Origin of the sequence: Paenibacillus sp. JQZ6Y-1 (genome assembly GCF_040719145.1) — a bacterium.
GTDB lineage: Bacteria > Bacillota > Bacilli > Paenibacillales > Paenibacillaceae > Saccharibacillus > Saccharibacillus kandeliae.
The window spans coordinates 2,672,747-2,693,196 of record NZ_JBFDUZ010000001.1; the positions used below are offsets into that span (position 1 = coordinate 2,672,747).

The 20,450-nt window shown below is 47.1% G+C and carries 18 protein-coding genes; 2 read left to right on the forward strand and 16 right to left on the reverse strand.

Features of this window, described 5'->3' with window-relative positions; genetic code table 11:
- Positions 1 to 32: 32 nt before the first annotated feature.
- The 13 genes from ABXR35_RS11435 to ABXR35_RS11495 all read right to left on the reverse strand — a co-directional run bounded on the left by ABXR35_RS11435 (position 33) and on the right by ABXR35_RS11495 (position 14,446).
- Entirely contained in the window at positions 33 to 1,775 is a 1,743-nt protein-coding gene (locus tag ABXR35_RS11435; RefSeq protein ID WP_367059746.1) for a serine/threonine protein phosphatase, read from the reverse strand.
- A gap of 3 nt (positions 1,776 to 1,778) precedes the next feature.
- Positions 1,779 to 2,663 carry a PP2C family protein-serine/threonine phosphatase gene (locus ABXR35_RS11440; RefSeq protein ID WP_367059749.1) on the reverse strand — a complete coding sequence of 295 codons (885 nt, stop codon included), beginning with the start codon at positions 2,661 to 2,663 and terminating at the stop codon, positions 1,779 to 1,781.
- Between the two features lie 12 nt (positions 2,664 to 2,675).
- Positions 2,676 to 3,212 (reverse strand): FHA domain-containing protein, encoded by a 537-nt coding sequence (locus tag ABXR35_RS11445; protein ID WP_367059752.1) that lies wholly within the window; start codon positions 3,210 to 3,212, stop codon positions 2,676 to 2,678.
- 18 nt (positions 3,213 to 3,230) lie between these two features.
- Entirely contained in the window at positions 3,231 to 3,767 is a 537-nt protein-coding gene (locus ABXR35_RS11450; protein ID WP_367059755.1) for an FHA domain-containing protein, read from the reverse strand.
- Between the two features lie 31 nt (positions 3,768 to 3,798).
- Positions 3,799 to 4,233 (reverse strand): J domain-containing protein, encoded by a 435-nt coding sequence (locus tag ABXR35_RS11455; protein WP_367059758.1) that lies wholly within the window; start codon positions 4,231 to 4,233, stop codon positions 3,799 to 3,801.
- Between the two features lie 72 nt (positions 4,234 to 4,305).
- Positions 4,306 to 4,731, reverse strand: coding sequence for a membrane-associated protease 1 (locus ABXR35_RS11460; protein WP_367059761.1), 426 nt, complete (start codon positions 4,729 to 4,731; stop codon positions 4,306 to 4,308).
- A 390-nt stretch (positions 4,732 to 5,121) separates the two neighbouring features.
- Positions 5,122 to 7,290, reverse strand: a complete 2,169-nt coding sequence (locus ABXR35_RS11465; RefSeq protein ID WP_367059764.1) for a transcriptional regulator — start codon at positions 7,288 to 7,290, stop codon at positions 5,122 to 5,124.
- Between the two features lie 714 nt (positions 7,291 to 8,004).
- Positions 8,005 to 8,103 (reverse strand): hypothetical protein, encoded by a 99-nt coding sequence (locus tag ABXR35_RS11470; RefSeq protein WP_367059767.1) that lies wholly within the window; start codon positions 8,101 to 8,103, stop codon positions 8,005 to 8,007.
- 20 nt (positions 8,104 to 8,123) lie between these two features.
- Entirely contained in the window at positions 8,124 to 9,149 is a 1,026-nt protein-coding gene (locus ABXR35_RS11475) for a serine/threonine protein kinase (protein WP_367059770.1), read from the reverse strand.
- Between the two features lie 265 nt (positions 9,150 to 9,414).
- On the reverse strand, positions 9,415 to 10,023 hold the full coding sequence (locus ABXR35_RS11480) for a hypothetical protein (protein WP_367059773.1): 609 nt from the start codon (positions 10,021 to 10,023) through the stop codon (positions 9,415 to 9,417).
- Positions 10,024 to 10,418: 395 nt separating this feature from the next.
- Positions 10,419 to 11,654: an L-lactate MFS transporter gene (locus ABXR35_RS11485; RefSeq protein ID WP_367061379.1), complete on the reverse strand. Its 1,236-nt coding sequence runs from the start codon at positions 11,652 to 11,654 to the stop codon at positions 10,419 to 10,421.
- A 243-nt stretch (positions 11,655 to 11,897) separates the two neighbouring features.
- Positions 11,898 to 12,776 carry a LytR/AlgR family response regulator transcription factor gene (locus ABXR35_RS11490; RefSeq protein WP_367059776.1) on the reverse strand — a complete coding sequence of 293 codons (879 nt, stop codon included), beginning with the start codon at positions 12,774 to 12,776 and terminating at the stop codon, positions 11,898 to 11,900.
- Positions 12,773 to 14,446, reverse strand: a complete 1,674-nt coding sequence (locus ABXR35_RS11495; RefSeq protein WP_367059779.1) for a LytS/YhcK type 5TM receptor domain-containing protein — start codon at positions 14,444 to 14,446, stop codon at positions 12,773 to 12,775. The genes ABXR35_RS11490 and ABXR35_RS11495 overlap by 4 nt, the downstream gene beginning before the upstream one ends.
- 360 nt (positions 14,447 to 14,806) lie before the next feature.
- Between ABXR35_RS11495 and ABXR35_RS11500 the strand changes: the two genes are divergently transcribed.
- On the forward strand, positions 14,807 to 15,304 hold the full coding sequence (locus ABXR35_RS11500; protein WP_367059782.1) for a hypothetical protein: 498 nt from the start codon (positions 14,807 to 14,809) through the stop codon (positions 15,302 to 15,304).
- 289 nt (positions 15,305 to 15,593) lie between these two features.
- A complete protein-coding gene (locus ABXR35_RS11505) occupies positions 15,594 to 16,685 on the forward strand; it encodes an SDR family oxidoreductase (protein WP_367059785.1) in 1,092 nt (363 codons plus the stop codon).
- Positions 16,686 to 16,785: 100 nt separating this feature from the next.
- Here the strand turns inward: ABXR35_RS11505 and ABXR35_RS11510 are convergent, their stop codons facing one another.
- From ABXR35_RS11510 to ABXR35_RS11520, 3 genes are all read right to left on the reverse strand, one after another.
- A complete protein-coding gene (locus ABXR35_RS11510) occupies positions 16,786 to 17,238 on the reverse strand; it encodes a winged helix-turn-helix transcriptional regulator (RefSeq protein WP_367059788.1) in 453 nt (150 codons plus the stop codon).
- A gap of 275 nt (positions 17,239 to 17,513) precedes the next feature.
- Positions 17,514 to 19,565, reverse strand: a complete 2,052-nt coding sequence (gene recG, locus ABXR35_RS11515; protein ID WP_367061382.1) for an ATP-dependent DNA helicase RecG — start codon at positions 19,563 to 19,565, stop codon at positions 17,514 to 17,516.
- 14 nt (positions 19,566 to 19,579) lie between these two features.
- Complete coding sequence (locus ABXR35_RS11520) at positions 19,580 to 20,440, reverse strand: DegV family protein (protein WP_367059791.1); 861 nt, start codon at positions 20,438 to 20,440, stop codon at positions 19,580 to 19,582.
- Positions 20,441 to 20,450: the final 10 nt, after the last annotated feature.

Sequence of the window (20,450 nt, forward strand, 5' to 3'; positions counted from 1 at the left end):
ATTGATTTTTTTTGTTTAGGTTATCTTATTTTTTAGGAACCGTTGGCTATGCCGCTATCGGTGATGCCGGTGGATTCGGTGGCGGGCTTGGTGGCTCCGTTACTTGTGGCGGTGGGACCTGTGCCGTTTAGGGTTCCGGTTGTTTCGGTGGTGCTAGTACCTGTTGCGGGCTTGGTGTTGTTTAGGGCTGCGTTTTGTTGGGCAGCTTGATTTTGAGCAGCGATGGCGGCTTCGGCGCGTTTGTCTTGTTGTTCTTCAGCTTTGCTGATTTTGCGTTCGACGGATAGCACTTTTTCGAGTTTATCGATGTCTTGGTAGATGCCTTGTGCGTCGCCGTAGGCGGTAACAGCAAGTTCGTAGTTGCCTGCGTCGAGTGCTTTATCACCGCGTTTTTCTTGTTTTTCGGCACGCAATTCTTGGGTTTGCTGTTGGATTTCGTCCAGCTTGGATTGAGTGTCGGTTAGTTTGGCGGTGACGTCTTTTTGCGCATCGGTGTATGCCACTTGCGTTGCTTCTTTGTTTGCCTGTTCGTACAGCTTTTTGGCGGCGCTATATTCGCCGGATTGGAATTTGAGGTCAGCCTGCTGCACAGTTTGATTTACATTGGCAAAGGCTTCGGTCTGATCCAGTCGCTTTTGGATAGCGGCTTCGCTGAAGATCGGGTAATTCTCTGCTTGCTGACGGGCAGCCTTGTAGCTAGTAATCGCCTGATCGTATTCCTTTTGCTTCAGATAGCCGTCCCCATCAACGATGGATTGAGCAATTTTCATTTTGTCACCTAAGGTAACTTTGTGCAGACGGTCGCGAATTTTGACAGCAGAATTGCGTGCTTCACTATACGATTTGAGTGCTTTGTCGTAATCGCCTTGTTGGGTATATTGATCCCCCGTTTGCTGATATTCGACCAGATTAGCGGCAGCTTCGGCTTTGCGCTCCATACTGCGGTACGTCGCCCACCATACACCTCCACCGAGGACAAAAAAGACAAGTGCCGCAATGAGGATGCGGCGGATGATGCGCATTTTCTTTTTCGGGTCATCCTGATACACCTTGTTTATGTAAAGGGCTGCGGCGGTATAATTGTCGTAGTGGTACGCCTGCTTGCTTAGCAGCACATCCTCCAGCGTATCGGCAAATGTCTGGGGGTCCTGCGACTCAGACAGCGCATCGGCAATCTCAGTCTGATCCAGCCCCTTCCACAATCCCGCCGTACTCAGCAGCAGCACATCGCCGTCCATCATACGTGTCTTACGGATAAAGGACATGCCGAACTGCTCCGGCTTACCGATATATTCCATCAGATTGCTGCTTTCCTCGTGATGGTACACCTTATCTGGTGCCAGCTTGCCACGATCTGCCATCAGCTGTGCCAGACTCTGATCATGACTTTTCACAAGCAGTCTTCCATTACGCAGATGCAGCAGTCGTGCATTGCCGCTGGATGCGCAAACATACTTGGTATAGTCAGTCACGATCACGAGCAGACTCGCTTTCAAACGCATACGACGACTTTCAAATTTGAGCGTTTCGTGCGCTTCCTTGAGCCAACGGCGAATACGCCAGCGCGATAGGCTTGGCTTTTCCATAAAGTTTTCCAAAATGATCTTGGCTGCCATCTCGGCGCTACGCTGCTGCTCATCCTCATCCAGTCCGTCAGCGATCACGTAACAAGCGCGATCATCCAGCTCAGTATAGGCAAAATAATCCCGATTATCGAGCAAAGAGCCTGCCTCCGAGACGAAAGCTGTCTTTACATCACTGTTTTCTCTTCTCATTGACTACCTCCCGCTCAGGCCATGCTCCATAATGATCACTGTCGCATTATCCTGGTGCTTCAGCTGTTTTTGTTGAATACTCTCGATGATCCGATCTGCCGCATCCTGCGGTGTCTGTTCTGCCTTCAAAATGGCTTCCAGCTCCACCTCTGTCAGCGCATCGTAAATGCCGTCGCTGCATAGCAGCACTTTGTCCCCCGGACGCAGTACAAACGGCGTATCACAAATTTCCATATGGTCAAACCCTTCATACCCCAGATAATTGACCAGCTGCTTACGCTGTGGGCTGCTATCCGCCTGCTGACGTGTCATTTCGCCGGACAATACCTTTTGCTGCAATACGGCTGCGCCGAATGTATGCATCGAATTTACTGGAATAAAGCTGCTATTACGGAACACGGTAATGATGCTATCCCCGACCGCGCCCCAATACAGATGACGCCCCGTAATTACCACCGCTGCCAGCGTAGTGCCACCGTGATTGCCCTTAAGCTGCTGCACAATCTCACGATTGCTGGCAAACGCCGCTTCCTCCATATAATCTGGAATCTGACGATACTCCTTCACCTGCTCATAATCCTGCATAAAGGTCGTAACTGCCAGCGTACTCGCCATCCGACCATGATCCAAACCGCTAATGCCGTCTGCCAGAACTGCCAGCGTACCTACCGAAGTCGTTTGACTGGCAAAATAATCATCCTGCTCCGGGCGCGTACCAATCGTCTGTCCATTACCAAGCTGTACACCTTCCATCGGCAAACCAGCAGTGCTGACATGCAGCGGCATGCCTGCCGTTTGCAGCACCAGCCGATGCCGCAGCACGAGCAGTCCACCCAGAATGGCACAGGCACAGACAAATACAATATAGGGCGTTACCATTGCACTCATCAGCCAACCCTCCTATTCAGCAACAAGAGCGTTATTTTCCCATTCAAAATGGGCACCGCACAGCGGAATAAAGATAAATTTGCTGTGACCTAGCTGCAATACATCATAGGGATTCAGCTCTACCGGCGAATACACCGCTTCATTGTTATGATAGGCAAGACCGGAAGCATCCCCGGGCAGTAGATAGAAATTGCGCTTTTTCGGATCGTATACAATGACCGCATGATTGCGACGGGAAATGGCGTTATCGCCGATAATGCGAATGTGCATCTCTTCCGCACGACCGATGAAGTTTTTCTCCGCCATAATTCGGTAATCCTGACCGAGCTGTGGACCTTCGATGCAGACCAACCAACCGGTAACCGGATGAATGCCCACCGTTTCACCAAGATAAGGCATCGTTTTCTCTTCTTCTTCATGAATGCGGATAGCTGGACGCGGTCCGCCGGTGCCTGTCTCCATAGCGACTACTGTGTTGCAATACGGGCAAGTGCTACCATGTCTTCTTGTGCTGAACATATGTCCATTGGGGCATCTTGTTAAACTCATCGTTGTCATCTCCCAGTCTCAATTTACGAGCAATCTCGTGTTGGCAATATATAAAACATCCCCGGGTCCAATCGGATAAGGACGTCCAATTTCGATTTTGTTGGATTTGTTCTCGGTTGCTGGACGAATGCCTGTGCCATTACTGGAATCAGCATCTTCCACATACCAGAGACCGTTCACACAATTCAGCACGGCATGCTGGCTGCTAACGAGAGAGGCATAATCGCTGCCGGACAGATCAATATCGACCCGATTATGGCGCGTATTTTTGCCGATTAGCATGCTGGTTTCGCCAATAATATCCCAGCCTTTGATGCGTTCACCAAATTCGTCAACGAGAATAATTTCGCGAATTTCCTCATAAATGGCGACCTCATGTCTGCCCTTCACCCACCGATCATAAACAAACCAGCCTAGGGCAATCAGCACCATTAGTACAGCCAGTATTCGGAGTACAATCGAAGGTGTCATAAACACATACACCAGCATTGCCAGCGACAGAGCGGCAATTCCGATATCGACACTCCATAATGCTGCGGTTCTCTCGGATTTCATGTATGTACAACCTCCATTGCAGGACTGACCTTCACTTTCGCGGTCCAAAATACCGGTCAAAGATGTGTGATGTGTCCAGCGGATTTTTACTTGTTTTGTTATCGGGTTCTGCCTTTTTCTGTCCATTGGCATTAAAGCCAAAAAAACGTTCAAACTGCGCCTGTACATTGCGCGGATCGAAGTCAGGGCTTGCCGTCGCCGTAGATCGCTTGGCTGCATGGTTCTGTGCCGAAGAGGAATGCGGTTCCGATGTATTGCCTGTTAATGTCTGATCATACTGGCTGCGACGTTGTTCATCGCTTAGCGTTTCGTAAGCCTGCTGAATCTGCTTGAACATCTGCTCTGCCTGTGCGCTCCCCTGATTGCGATCAGGATGATACTGCTTGGCGAGCTTGCGATACGCTTGCTTGATTTGTTGTGGACTGGCTTGCTGTGGCACTTCCAGTACTTGATACCAGTTTTTCATGAGCGACTCACCTTCTTTGCACAGAATGAGAGGATAGAGCCGCGCGGTCGCACGGCTCTGGTGTATCCGATATTAACTGGAATAACCGCCCTCGATTTTGGCAAGCTCGGTTTTGTCTTTCTTTTGCTTGATAAACAGACTGAATTGACCAACGCCTTCTACATCGCCAAAGCGCTCGTTGTAATCCACGACAAACGCATTCGGGAAATAGATTTTGCGTACCACTTGATCAGCGGAAATCACTTCCAGCGTCACTTTGCGGTAGCAGTCTGCTTTTTCAGCAGGAACGAGCGACCATGTTGCAAGCTTCATTGTGTCATCCGCTTTGTCACCATCGGTAGCGGTGATGATTTTGCCGGTAATCCGCAGTGTGGAGCCGACATCCGTGGAGCGTGCGTTGGAATCATCCGGTGTATCCGTGTCGTATACAACCGTTTGAATGTTGTCCAGACCCAGCTCGATTGTTTCTGCGCCTTCTACTTTGAGTGTGAAACCCATGTGTGTTCCTCCTTGGATACGAACTTTTTTGTTTTTTTTATGTAAAGGAACGGAGCCTGTGGAGCCGCCCCCAACATACCTTGCTTCCGTTGTACATAACGTCCAATAACGACAGAGACTGAACAATTGGTTCAACATTTTTTTGCTGATTCCGTAGTACCTGCATCCATCCTAATACGGGAGGATTCAAATTTTGATGTCGTCAATTCGTTGTTATCACAACTTATATGTCATGAAAGCATATAGAGCACTGCTGGCGACCCAATTTCCATTTTAAGAATCGAAAATGGTAGCCAGAAGATTGGCAGGGATGCCAGACGAATCGTCGTCCTAACGTTACGGCGTTCCCTGCCGGTGCTTCCGGTTACTGCCAAACAGCAAGACCATGTCTTATGCGCGAGCTGCGCTGGTGGCTTTGGTAATAGTAACTTCGAGATTTTTCACATTGCCGTTGAACATCAGATCGATATTGCACAGATTGTTCTTCTCGTCGATCAGATAATTAAGATCGTCGCCATCCTGCACAATCGAATTGACCGAGCCTTTGGCGCCGAGCCAGCGGCTTTTCTGACTACTTGGGTTGTTGCTGAAAAACTTGACGATATTTTCGTATTTGAAATCGCTCGTCTGGAAGCGCAAAATGCGTTCGACATAGGTGCTAACCAGCGTTTTGTAAATGGAGTCAAACCCGTCCTCTGACATCGCCAGACTTCTTGCCTTATACACCGTAATGCGGCGAATATCCTTGCCCAGCAACTGCGCATTTTCCGAGGAAAAGACAAAGCCGAAGTTTTTACGGTTGATTGAATCTTTGATGCTGTTGGTGAAGCCGGTAATTTCTTTTGCCATTGTCGTTACGAAGCGCAAACTGTTATCGCCGGATTCAATATCGAAGCGTACGCCCGGTGCATCACGCTGCACCTGCTTGAAATGCTCTTTCAAGTACTCGGGGCATTGATACGCGGCGGTCACACCAGCAGCTACATAAGCAGCGCCGACATATACACCCTCAATCCACAGCTTCAAAATGTCTTCTTTTTCTCGCGACAGCTCTACACCAGCTTCGGTGCGCATCATACGGCTGTCAATAATAACGCCCGATTTATCCTTCGGAATAATCGTAAAGTTCGGCAGGCACGGAATCGCGAATTCGCTGTAATCCTGACGCAGCAGCGGTGTACATTTGTCGATAAATTTGTCGATACCGGATGTAGCAACATGGTTGAACGTCGTTTCCTCACCGGATTCAAAGTTAAAGAACAGCTGTACTTTGTAGTTTTTGACGATTTGCAGCAGCATCGATAGTGATTCCAGCGTATTCCCATCCTGACGCAGCGATTTCTCAGTGCCTTTGAAACGGGCGCGGCTCACGCGTACATTGTTCGATGCTTCCAGCTCAATGGATGGCACGATGCCAAACCATACAGTATCGGTAAAATCGTTTTTGGAGTTGACTGTATTCAGATACGTTTCCAAACGCGGTGCATTCGTACTTTTGACCAGCAGATCCAGCTTCGTATTTGTTACGAGCAAACTTGGCGCCATGCCGCGATTTTTGGTTGCGTATTGGTCGAAGAACATTTTCACGCCGAGCAGCTTTTCTACTAGTGGCTTCACGGCTTTCACGAATTCATCCTTCGCCGTTTTGTAAAATTCCAGATAGGTGTTGTAATTTTGTACTTCCAGCTCAGTATTCACTTCTGTGTTGACCGCAGGTAGCGGACAGAAGGTGCGTACGACCAGATCCTTGACGTACATCGACGGCGTCTCGCTAACACTTTCGTAATCCTCTTCGAATACAGAGATCAGCTCAGTCGTGCTGGTATCGTCCAGCAGCATCAGCTCTGTTGTATCCGCCTTCGGCGCTTCTACGATTTGCAGCTCACCGCCGTCACCAATCTTCAGCATACCGATACGGAATTCCTCCGCTTGTCGGTCATCCTGCGAACCGCCCAGCAGCAGCCGCGTTTTAATATCCTCAATCGCCAGCGGCAGCATCGCCATCACGTTGTTATAGTTGAGACTCGCTTCCTCAAACATTTGATTCAGCTTATCGCCCATTTCCAGCTTCTTCGGATCGCCTTCATCCAGCTGATCATACTGACCGTACATATAGTGGATTTCCTTACGCACTTGGCGAATATCGTCCATTACTTTTTTCGGTGAGATCATATCCAGTAGATTTTCAAATTTGAAGTCCACATTGGTAATTCCCTGACTGCGCTTCGTATCAATCAGTGTGAACAGCATTTTCAGAAAATCATTGTTCTGGTCAATACGAATCTCAGAAATGCAATCATCTGCGATGCCTTCTGGTTTTTTCAGTGTGTAAACGACCTTCTGATTGGCAGCGTTAAAAAATGAATAGACGGTCGGGGTGAAACGGTTCAAAAATTCATCAAAGCTACGTACCAGCAAATGCTGGCTGATTTCCCTAATCTTATCGTCACTCAAACTATCAATGCCACGAACATCTCCAACCAAGGTGATTAAATCAAGCTTTTCCGGGTTAATCTCCTCAAAGAGCATCGTACGGTTTGTCTGGTTAATAATATCCACCGTTATTCCTCCCATTCTCGCCTGCATGCTATGTATAAACGGTCATACGCGGAGTTGCAAAAGTAGGATTGCAAATACGGATAATGTACTGCTTCCACAGCTTCATTACCGCTTGTTATGGTGTATGCTTGCTGACCTCCGAGTTACAAAACACATCATACAATATCCACAGGGTTACTTGTCAATTTTTTGAATTTAGTCATTTTTATAGGAATTCGGCACTAGGAAATCATACGAACAAATGTCGAAACGTTTCAAAATGACCTTGTTTTGTCTAAATTATGCCGAAAATCTGTAATATTAGTTCTAAGTCTTAAATTTTCAACCTGAAAATGTAAAATTATTGTCATCTCCATATAAAACGACTATAGACCTAATTTGGGAAAGTATGTTCGCATTTTAAATTCTAGCCAGCTATAGTCAATTAAAGCGCTAAGGCTTTACATTACGCGGCGATAGCAAAAATGTATATGTTTATTTTTTGGTATCAAAGTCCTTTTACTTTTGTTCCACAACTTTCTTACAAAATTTCACCAAACCTTTTGTACTATTTTTACGTTTGTCCAATATGATTCCAAAAATAGTCCTATTTTTGAATAAGTGATAGCCTATGTCTGTTTTGGCATGTCAGTAATCAACATGTTTTTACATAAAATCCAATACCATTTGTACTTTCATTACATGATTGTGTAAACCAGATTGCATACTGTATTGCTATACGAAACGTATTTTGCTTATTTTGCCTTGCAAAACCTCATAAACAAATAAAAAAAACCACATCGGGATGATGTGGTTTGCTTGTGTTTTTTGCATTGATCAATATCTCGCCTTATTTATTTAAGCGAATATTCTGCTTCGTTCGACTGCTCGATTTTCTGTTCAGCCGATTCATCGGGTGCAGCTATTGTAGAGGTAGACGTTTGCACAGAAGCGTGGTTCGTCTGACCTTTTTTGCCACGCGTCAGCACCAGATTACGATTCCAAAAGCGCTCTGCCTGCATGGCAATTTTGAACCATTTTAATGAGGCACAGCGCTTTTCTGCTGAAACAGCAAGTCCCCAATGGATCACTCGCGCCAGAATAGGCGAAGCCACCTGATTGGTACCTAGCTTTTCCAGCGTATCATTAAATAGACGTTTTGGCACATCGACCGGAGCCTTACCTCGGCAGCAGAAGTAGAATGTCGCCGCCAAGCTGTAGATGTCCGACACCGGACCCTGCACAGAGCGTCCCGAATAAAACTCAATCGGCGAATATCCGGCTGTGGTGAGAATCTGATGCGTACGATCCTCATAACGAACCGCCGAACCGAAATCCAGCAATAGCGTCTGACCATCTTCTGTCAGCATAATATTGCTAGGCTTCACATCGCGATGAATATAACCCAGACTGTGTATGTATTCCAGTGCATCAATAACCGGAAACAATCGTCGCTGCAAAAATCCGGCATCCAGCTCCTCTGGGTGCTCTCGGATATGACGATCCAGCGTCTTACCTCGGTAATATTGCAGCACCAGATACACCGTACCATGCTGCTCAAATTCCGATTCATAACGAACGATGCCCGGATGATCCACTTCGCTCAATATTTTACCTTCTTGTCGGAAGGTCTGCATCATATCAGCAAATTTGGATTGTAAATTCGCCGCATTACACTTGACCGTGCGACGATCCCGACTGCGGCTCACTAGCGCTGCCGGAAAAAATTCCTTAATTACATGTAATGTTCCGTGCTCCATATGTCTTGCCACATAAATGATCGACAGCTCGCTGACCGATAACGTCCGGCGGATCTGATATGTACTGGCAAGTTTCTGGTTGCGGGGGAGGGTTTGCCTGTTCACCGGTTTGCTCATCATTTCCACCTCACTTATCGCGGTTTACAGCATCTATACTGCGGACCGGCAAAAATATAGGGCCGTACATGTAGGAAGCGGCCAGCAAGATTGCTAGAGGCTCACAGAGAAATGTACGGCCGTTGTTACAGACATTCTAGCACAAAATGTGCTGCTTGTAATTGCCTTTGGCACAAAATGCAACACTTTATGAAAATAATTCTCGATTCTTTTGCCATGTGCATAGCAGTTCCACCTTTTTCAGGAAGAAATCGTTACGATTCGTCTCTCAGCGCGCTGACGATTGCTGTGGATCGCTCCAATCGCTCTCTCTCATAATACGAATCGCGCTCTCTGCAATAGCAGATACACGCGTATCAGGGTCGCGTTCCATCGCTGTCGCTAGCATCGGCTCAAATTCTGCCCAACCGACAAAACTGGTTGCAAATACTGCCGACTGCCGCACCCGTACATCGCCATCCAACATATAATGATGAAACACATCTAATATGTCCGCCCGCACATCAAAATATGAAGCAATGCCCAGTCGACAAATCAAATCAATCTTATCATCCGTATGACGAGCTTCCCGACACTGTGAAATGAGTTCATCCGCCGTTTCTACGATCCTTGCCTGCTGTAGCATCCTTGCTGCCGCTTCCGCTTTCGGTCCTTCCAGCAGCAAATATGGAATGCTCGTTGACTGATCAATAATAACGTAAATCATTGTAGACTGATCATCCCATACAAAAGCGTAATATCCTTCCTCACCGACCGTATGTTTGTCATGCGCTTGCTGAGGAAGTTTGAGTGGCGACAATGCCTTTTCTCTTGATAACGCTTCCAGCAAATCCATAACAATAACTTGGCGGCGTGTACATAACCGAATCTGTGTCATTCTTATCTCTCCTTCCTATGTGATACCATAGAGATTGTCATTTGTCGCTGTCACACAACCGATATAACCATCGTATATGCGCGAAATTACGTAAAACCATCATTATTTTGCTAATATTTGTAATTTCAATTGTATTTATTATACCCTAATTAGCACCAATAATCCTATTATTATGGGAATTTATACGAGCGAAATGGATTTGTTCCTCCCGCCTCTTCTCTCTTTCTTCTGTCTATTCCTCTTGCCTATCGATCATACAAAACAGCCCCCTATGAGTAGGAGGCTGTTTTATGATGCAACAAATGAGCACAATACAAATGAGTCGAAACTATACAGCAATACGATACTGGATCATTCGATCTGTTATTCCCGTTGAACTCATCCAGCATCGAAGCTTATCGAACGGTGTGAGGTTCGGGTTTCCATTTGGATTTGGCATTGTCGGGTTGTTCTTCCAACCGTTCGCCATACACGGGCGGTTTGATTAGTGCAGCGATCAGGAACGAGATCACACACAGGATGCCGATTACAATAAAGGTTGGTTTGAAGCCACCCATCCAAGCTGCGATAAACGAACCAGCAAGGGCGCCAATACCAAACCCTTGATAGATGATACCATAGTTTTTGCCATGATTTTTTAGACCGAAGAAATCGCTGACGATCGCTGGGAAAACGGTAATGTTCCCACCGAAGCAAAAGGCAATGGCAGCTACAGCGGCGAAGAAGATACCGAAGTTCAACGGTACAAAGCTCAGTACAGCAACTGCTGCAGCAGTTACGATAAATGTACCGCATACTACTTTGAGACGACCAACTTTATCCGACAGCGCGCCGAGAATGATACGACCGACAGTGTTGAAGATTGCGATCATAGCGACAGCATTAGCGGCTGTTGCCAGATCCAGACCAGCCAACTGTACGCCGATGTCTTTGACAATACCGATCAAATACAGTCCACTCATACAAGCGCTAAAGAACATGATGAACAGCAGATACGCTTGTTTTGTTTTCAGCATTTCTTTGACTGTGTAGTTATGAGCAATAGCTGGTGTAGCCACAGTTGTAGTCGATGTTGTACCATCTTTCACTTGCGATGCCTTGGCAACAGCCGGTGCTTCGCTGACTACAGCTTCACGAATCAGTCGCGAACCAATTACGATCATCGCCAATACGATGATGCCCCAGTACAGAAATGCCATCGATACGCCAACCGAACCAATCAGAGCGCCGTTAATGTATTTGAAGATCAGACTACCTGTTCCGTAAGCGCCGACCGAGATACCGGAGATTAGACCTTTCCGTTCTGGGAACCATTTAATCAGGTTCGACAGAGAAGTCATATACGCGGTACCATCTGCAAAACCGACGACAACGCCAGCCAGAATATACAGCAGCGACAGCGACGATACTTGCGAGCTGAGCATCAGACCAACGCCGAGTACAATACCAGCGGTTCCGATCAGACGACGGATTCCCCATTTTTCCTGCAATTTACCGGAGAACAAGGTAGCAAAAGCAAGCGCGAAGCTTGTAATCGAAAATGTAATAGCGACCGAGCTAAGCTGCCAACCGAATTTATCGACAAGTGGCTGGTTGAACAAGCTCCATGTATAAATGGTACCCAAACCCATCTGCACGATGATGGTACCCAATACGATCAGCCAGCGATTGACTGGTTTGCTAGTCGTTTCGCCAGTTTGTGGAAGTGGTGTGTTGTACGCGGGTTGTGTTTTCATCATGGATATTCCTTTCCGTCATAACCGCAATTTGTAGTGTGAACACTTGAGAATTCTCTATGGGACAAGTATACCCCTACATCGCGTGTCAGATGACGGATTCGGAATGAAATGCATGGAATGTGGAATGAAATGCACTTATATATTCATGATCTGCCGGAACTCTTTGACTTTACTGCGGCTGACAGGCACTTCATCATTCAGATCATGCAGTCGCAGTAGATACGTATTGTTAAACCAAGGGACAATTTCACGAATTTTGCTAATATTGACGATATATGAGCGATGACAACGGAAGAAATAATCATCCGGCAATGTTGCTTGAAACTCTGAAATGCTAGTGCTGACGGTATATTGATCACGCCGTGTGAACACATTGGTCACCTTTTCACTGGCAGAGGCATAATACACATCATCAACTGGAATAACCTGAATATTGTCGTTTTTCCACAGGCTGATCTTGCCTTGCAGCGCATGGATGTTATGACTGACAGGAGATTGCTGACCTGCCGGATGGACAAAGGCACGACTACTGCCGACGGAATGTGGGTTGACATCGGGTTGCGTACCGGCTTGCGCCACCTGCTGCCATGGTCGTTCCGGTTGCCATGTCGCAGGTGGCGCAGCATGATTCTGCGCTTGTTCGCCATGCTCACGCTCATAGGTTGCTTCCAACTTGGTTAGCATCGAGGTAATCCGCGATTCACTATACGGCTTCAAAATATAATCAAATGCCTCAATCTCGAACGCCTCTGCTGCATGCTCCTTGTATGCCGTAATGAAAATAATATACGGCTTGCGTGAAAACTTGCTAATATTGTGCGCTAGCAATACCCCATCCAATGATGGAATATTAATATCGAGGAAAATAGCGTCGATCTCGTGATTTTGTACATATTTCAGCACATCCAGACCATCGTCAAAGCTGCCGGTGATCTCGATGCTGCTGTACGTTTGAATATAGTATTCCAGCTCCTGACGCGCCAGAAATTCGTCTTCCACTACAATCGCCTTCATGATGCCCTCCGCTCCTTTTTGATTTTGAATCGGATGCTTGTGCCTTTGTCCAGTCGTTCGATCTGAAGCCCTTCACCATAGATCAGCTTCACACGCTGATGTACATTGGACAGGCCGATCCGATTTTCAGGCATTTTGCCGCGATACACTTTGTCGATGACATCTGGGTCGATACCAGTGCCTGTATCCTCGACTGTAATTTCTACATATTCGCCAATATCTTTGACTGATAACGTCACCGTACCGGAACCGCGCCCTTTTAAAATACCATGTACAATCGCATTCTCCACCAGTGGCTGAATGATCAGACTTGGCATTTTCACTTCCACCTCATCAATATCGTAAACCACATTCAGCTTGCTGCCAAAGCGCGCCTTCTCAATTTCCACATAATTGACGACCTGTCCCAATTCCTTGTTAATATCGATCAGCTCGTCGCTCCATTCCAGACTATGACGCAAATAGCCAGACAGATTGATAATCATCTCACGTGCATTATCTGGGTTGATACGGATGGATGAAGCGATAGCATTCAGCGCGTTGAATAGAAAGTGTGGATTGATGCTCGTTTGCAGCGCTTTGATCTCAGCGCGATTTGCCATCTCCTTCATCTGCTCGATGCGTGATACTTCCATCAGAGTGGAGATGATCTGAGATAAACCGACAGCGAGCGTTTTCAGTGAATAGGTGATTTTGTGGGCATTACGGTAGTAGATTTTCAGCGTACCAGTCACATCGCCCTTTTCCTTGAGTGGAATAATAATCAGCGACTGAATATTCGGCACCTTGCCCTCGGCGTCGTCATTGATCAGTACAATCTCCCCGCTAGAGATTGCCTGCTTGGTCGCATCCGTTATAATCTCGTGACCAATATTATAACGCTCCTCGCCCAGACCGACATACGCCAAAATATAGCGCTTATCGGTAATCGCCACCGCATCGGCATGAATATCCTGTCGGATGATGGTACAGATTTTCCTTAATGAATCGCTATTGATGGAGCGGAAATACGGCAGCGTTTTATTGGCAATATCGAGCGCCAGCTTCGCCTGACGAGCGGCAATATTTTCCCGCTCTCCTTCTACGCCTTGTACGAATAGCACAATCAATCCAACACTGATCTGACCAAGAATCATGGGCAGTGCGATAATCGATACAATCTCCCGTCCCAGCGCATACGGATGTGACATGACCAAAATGAGAATCATCGTTAATGCCTCACACGCCATACCAGCGATAATCCCGATCAACCAGCGCTTATGACTGCTGACCTTATTATGAATATACCCGGATACAATCCCGGCAGTGATGCTCGTAATGAGACACGGAATCGAGGTGACTCCGTCAATATCAATCAAATAACGATGAACACCAGATACAATCCCTGTAATCAGTCCCACGGGCCAGCCAAATAGAATACCGCCAGACACAATTGCAATAATCCGTACATTCACCAGCGATCCTTCTACATTAATCCCTGTATACGTACCGAGAATGGCGAAGCCGCTGAAAATAATCGACAGGATAATACGATCCTTCGTATCCAGCACTTCCTTCTGAAAAATCTGACGAAAATGCGGCAGCTTGCTTAATAAAAACAAACAAATTAGCAATAGTGCCGCCCGCTCAAACAGCTGTAATAAAATAATCGGTGTTACAATATCATTCAAAATGACCGTCCTCCAAACGCAGGATGCTTTGTTTTGACCATCCTTTTATCTTAATTGTGCAGGAATAGGAATTCAATACGAATTATTGCTGAGACAAGGAACCGACTGTGATAATGATATCGAAATCCAGCCCATAGCAGAGAATACTGATATTTGAAAGTAGAATCATATAGCAATCGCACCATTCCTGTCCGTTCGAGTAGTGAACAAGTAAAGGATACGTTTGATTTTATGTCAGCTTTGTGTCGTCTTAGCAGTTTCAGCATTTTTTAAGATTACATTAACGAATCGTTCATATGCGTGGTTTACAATGGCAACAGCAACTTATCCACAACAGGAGAGGCAGGAGGACGTATGAACATGATGTATAAACAAACAACAGGCTCTCCGGCGCTCGCTGGTGTTGCCGTTAGAGCCACTGATTATACGGTTGCCGGAGCAAACAACAGCTATATGACCTTACAACATAAACGCCAATCTTCGTTATCCTATATCCATCCGTATCATCGTCCAGCACCAACGCGTGCGAGTGATTACGATGCTGCTGAACAGGATCACTCCCATATGACTGATCATCATGATTCCAAAGAATGGATGCTATCCCGACTGCTAGAGCATGCCGCAAGCCTGCTTGGTTTGCGCGTAACTGAGCTCAAACAATATTTGCAGGATGGCGATCATGTGATTCATATTGCCGAACATCAAGGCATTGCTGCCGCACAATTTCGCGAGCTGCTCAGCCACAACATAAGTCTGACCCTGAAGAAAAAGCGTTCTTCGGGCAAAATTACACATCTGCAATATGAACAATACCTCAATATTCTGGATGAACAGCTAGCAGTAATTATTGCTTTGTAAGTTCATGATAACGTTATGAGACGGATATTGCTCTATACGTCCATGATGACTCTTAGAGACGAATGTTACAGTCCCCTCCAACCGTCAGTGATCCAACACTCATTGTATGATGAGATCTACACTGACGCTCGGAGGGGATTTTTTATAATGTGTATCCTCTGAAACTCTCTCCAACGCCAATAGTAACTTCAAAGTAACAGTGTAACCTGAAAGTGCGTACTATTTTTCACTACTTATCTCATGCACAATGAACAGGCAAACCAAATCGTAAAATTAAAGGAGCCTGTATATGACCAACCAATCTTCTTCCTCTTCTTCTGTGAATCGTCCCCCCAATGTTGCACTTGTGATCGGTGCAAATGGGGTCATTGGCAGCAATTTGATTCAGCATTTGCTGACTTTGCCGGATTGGCATATTATCGGCGTATCGCGTCGCGGTGGTACGGATCGTGAGCAGTTGCGTTATATAAGTGTGGATCTGCTAGATCCGAACGATGCCGCATATAAGCTAGGCATATTGAAGGGAGTCACGCATATTTTTTATGCGGCGTATCAGGATCGTCCAAGCTGGGCAGAATTGGTAGAACCGAATGTGACGATGCTAGTAAATGTGCTGAATGCAGTCGAACCAGCGAATCCTGATTTGCAGCATGTGAGCTTGATGCAGGGCTACAAAGTATACGGTGCGCATCTCGGACCGTTCAAAACACCGGCGTTGGAGCAGGACGCCGCGCCGATGCCACCCGAATTCAATATGGCACAGCAGCAGTTTCTGGAGCAGCGCCAACAGGGCAAAAGCTGGACTTGGTCAGCGATGCGTCCATCTGTTGTCTGCGGTGTCGCGCTTGGCAATCCGATGAATCTGGCGCTTGTGATCGCGGTCTATGCGTCGGTATCGCGCGAGCTGGGCATTCCGCTGCGCTTTCCCGGCAAACCGGGCGCGTATCATTCGCTATTGGAAATGACCGATGCTACGCTACTAGCAAAGGCAACGGTGTGGGCAGCCACTGAGCCGCAATGCGCCAATCAAGCATTGAACATCAACAATGGCGATCTGTTCCGGTGGAATGATCTATGGCCGAAGATTGCGGCTTATTTTGATATGAAGATGGCTCCACCGTTGCCAATGCCACTGGATGTGATGATGCAAGATAAAGAGCCTGTATGGCAGCATATGATTGAAATGTATGATTTGCAGCCGCACCCTTATAGCGATGTATCCTCATGGGCATTTGGCGATTTTGTATTCAGTTGGGATTATGACTTTTTCGCGGATGGTAGTAAAGCACGTCGACTTGGTTTTCATGAGTTTGTGCATACGGAGCAGATGTTTTGGGATATATTCGACGAGTTGCGGCGTCAGCGGATTATTCCGAGTTGAATGTGGACATTATCTCTACTGCGGATGAGCAGGCTTTAGATTGAGATTTGAGATGCAATATTGAAGAGTAAGATTCAACATTACAGATAGATGTCTGGTGTTAAGAATGCTTAGCAGCGCTGCGGATTGCGATTGGCATATCTTCTACAGAATGATCATTTTCACAACATTCTAGGCTCTCTTCTTGTTCCGAAAAACGATCATGCGCAAGAATCTGCGCCTGCTCACCGTACGTGCGCTCTACGTGCTGATCTCCCCAGCGACACATCGCATGTAAAATCTCTTTTAGACTGTCACCATAAGCGGTCAGCTCGTATTCCACCCGTGGCGGAACCTCATTATATACGATGCGCTGAATAATACCGTCGCGCTCCAATTCTTTTAAGTGCTGGGTTAACACCTTTTGCGTAATAGAAGGCAATAGACGCGCCAGTTCGCCATTGCGCTTTTTGCCAAATGTCAGGAAAAAGAGAATAACTGGCTTCCATTTGCCACCGATCACTTCCAATGTAGCTTCCACGGCGGTATTGTAGTGTTTGATAGGTTCCGACATAAAGCATTCCTCCTGTGGATGTGTAGATAGGTTCTATCATTTTAGCATGTTCATGTGGATTCGTCAGATTCCTTGATACGCCGCTTAGATATAGTACAACTGTCTATTACCTACATTATAAGGTCACGATATACAAAATAAGGATCACGATATACAAAAGAGACGCTGACGATGAATATGACTCTCTTCTTAATTAGTAGAGTCTCTTCAAGTCGCGTCTCTTATTGTTCATTCATTGCTGAATAATTGTTATCTCGTTGTTGGATTGTTGTAGGTTAGTCGATCAGCTCACCCTGAAATACCTGCTGACGTTGCAAAAACTCGCGCAACGGCTCGTATTCCGGCGATGTCCAGAAGAATTCACTTGAAACCATCTTAGCAGCGTCGTTGCGAGCAATCTCCAGCACTTCAAAATCACTGACCATATCGGCAATCTTAAACTCCGGTAATCCGCTCTGACGTGTCCCGAAAAATTCACCCGGTCCGCGCAGCTCCAGATCGCGCCTTGATACCTCGAATCCATCATCCGTCTCTGTCATCGCTCGCATCCGTTCCTGTCCAATCTCAGACTTCGGATCGGCAACTAAAATACAGAACGATTCGTGCTCCCCCCGACCGACGCGCCCACGCAGCTGATGCAGCTGGGATAATCCAAATCGATCTGCATCCATCACGATCATCAGCGTCGCATTCGGCACATCGACACCGACCTCGACCACTGTAGTCGAAACAAGCAGCTGCGTTTCATTACTATAAAACGCTCGCATCGTTTCTTCTTTTTCCGCCGCATTCATCCGTCCATGCAGCAGTCCAACGGTAGTGTCCGGCAGAGCCTGATCCAGCTCGACGTACAGATCAATCGCATTTTGCACATCCAGCTTGTCCGACTCTTCGATTAGTGGGCAGATAACATATGCTTGCCGTCCCTGACCAATTTCGCGTGAAATAAAGCCTAGCACACGATCCATCATATTGTGCTTCACCCAATACGTAGTGATCGGCTTGCGTCCTTTGGGACGTTCGGAGATCGTAGATACATCCATATCACCAAATGCCGTAATCGCCAGTGTACGCGGAATCGGCGTCGCCGTCATCGTCAGCACATCCGGGTCAAAGCCCTTCCGCCGCAAAATGCTGCGCTGATTCACCCCAAAGCGATGCTGCTCATCCGTAACAACAAGACCGAGACTGCGGAAAAAGACATCCTCCTGAATGAGCGCATGTGTACCCACGATAATATTCGTCATACCCATTTGCAGTGATGCTAGCAAATCCTTGCGTCGACGTCCGGTTACGCTGCTGGTTAGCATTTCCACCGTAATATCAAACGGCTCAAACAGCTTTTTGAGCGAGCGTACATGCTGCTCCGCCAGAATCTCGGTCGGCACCATCAATGCACCCTGATGACCGGATCGCACCGTTGCGAACAAGCCAATCGCTGCCACCACCGTTTTACCAGAGCCGACATCGCCTTGCAGCAAACGGTTCATGCTGTACGGCGAACGCATATCCTTCAGAATTTCCAGCTCAACCTGCTTCTGTGCATCCGTCAATTCAAATGGCAGACTGCGCACAAACTCACGAATCGTTGCATTGTCGGTTGTATGCACAATACCGGTTGAACGCTTACGATTCATGCTACGGTACGCCTGCAATTTGAGCTGAAACATAAACAGCTCCTCATATACCATCCGCCGACGTGCCTGCTTACCTTCGCCCACATCCTGTGGCTGATGCAGCTGACGAATCGCCTGTTTGCGTGACATTAATTTATATCGCTGAATCAATTCCTGCGGCAATACCTCAGGAATCATCTCACCATACTGATCCAGCGCCTGATTAATCATTTTGCGAATCCACGTTTGCGTAATCTTGCCACCAACCGAGTAGACCGGCTGCAGACTACCGCTACGTTGTGTCCCTTTATCAGGAAATTCCGAATCGGTGATCGTCATTTGCGCACGACGTTGATCCCATTTGCCTGTCAAAATAATATCGCGCCCGGTCGTCAATTGATCCTTTAAAAAGTGACGGTTAAACCAAGTCGCCTTGACCATCCAGTTGTCGACCATCACATTGCATGTTAAACGCGATTTTTTACCATAGCGTTGTAATACCGGCAGCCCGACAATTTTGCCCTCTACCGTGATTTTGTCGCCATCTTTGACCTCTTGCAGTGCCTTCAGCCGGTAATCTTCATATCGGAACGGAAAGTACTCCAACAAATCCAGTACGGTAGAGATGCCAAAGGCGTGAAGCTCCCCTTCTTTGGAAGCACTCACGCCGCTGACCTGCCGAACGCCAATCTGATCCAGATTGATATTCATCATTCATCCCTCATTTATTGTTCATCCGGCCAAGCGAATACGGCAATTGTACCCGCGCCTGTATGCGTCCCGATGACCGGCCCGATCTCCGAATAGATCAATTCACCGATCTCGTAATGCTGCTGTAGCAGCTGCAACAGCGGCTCGCAGGATTCGCGGTTCGCCGTATGCCCCAGCGCCAGATGGATTTTGCGTGCAGTCAGCTTCTGCGTCATCATCTCTACGATTCGCAGCATCGCTTTTTTCTGCCCGCGTACTTTTTCAACTGGGTAAATCACTCCATTTTCATCAATGGATAGAATCGGCTTCACGTTCAGCAGCGTACCGATCATCGCTGAAGCACGACCGATACGCCCGCCTTTCCGTAAATATTCCAGATCATCCACAAGAAAATACAGCTCTCGCTCCGCCAACAAGCGATGCACATCCGCCTCAATGGCGCGCGGAGATAAGCCTTCCTGTGCAAGACGCGCCGCATGAACAACCGCCAGCCCATAACCGTATGAAGCGGATTTGGAGTCAATCACGGTAATCCGTTCCGGCTGTTCAGTCATTGAGCGTCCAATCGTTGCCGACTGATAAGTGCCGCTTAGACCGGACGAGAGATGGATCGAGACAATCTCCCGCTCCGGGTCTTCGGTCAACAATCGTTCATACGTAGCTGCATAATCCGCCGGAGACGGTTGTGATGTGGTTGGCAGCTGGGAAGCTGCTGCCAACTTGTCATAAAACTCCGATGGTGTAATATCAATGCCATCCGCATAATTGTCCTGTCCAAACAACAGACGCAGCGGAATAATTTGAATGTTATATTGCTTGATCAGCTCTGCCGGAATATCGGCGGTGCTTTCGGTCACGATAATAGGATGTGCCATTCAGTACCCT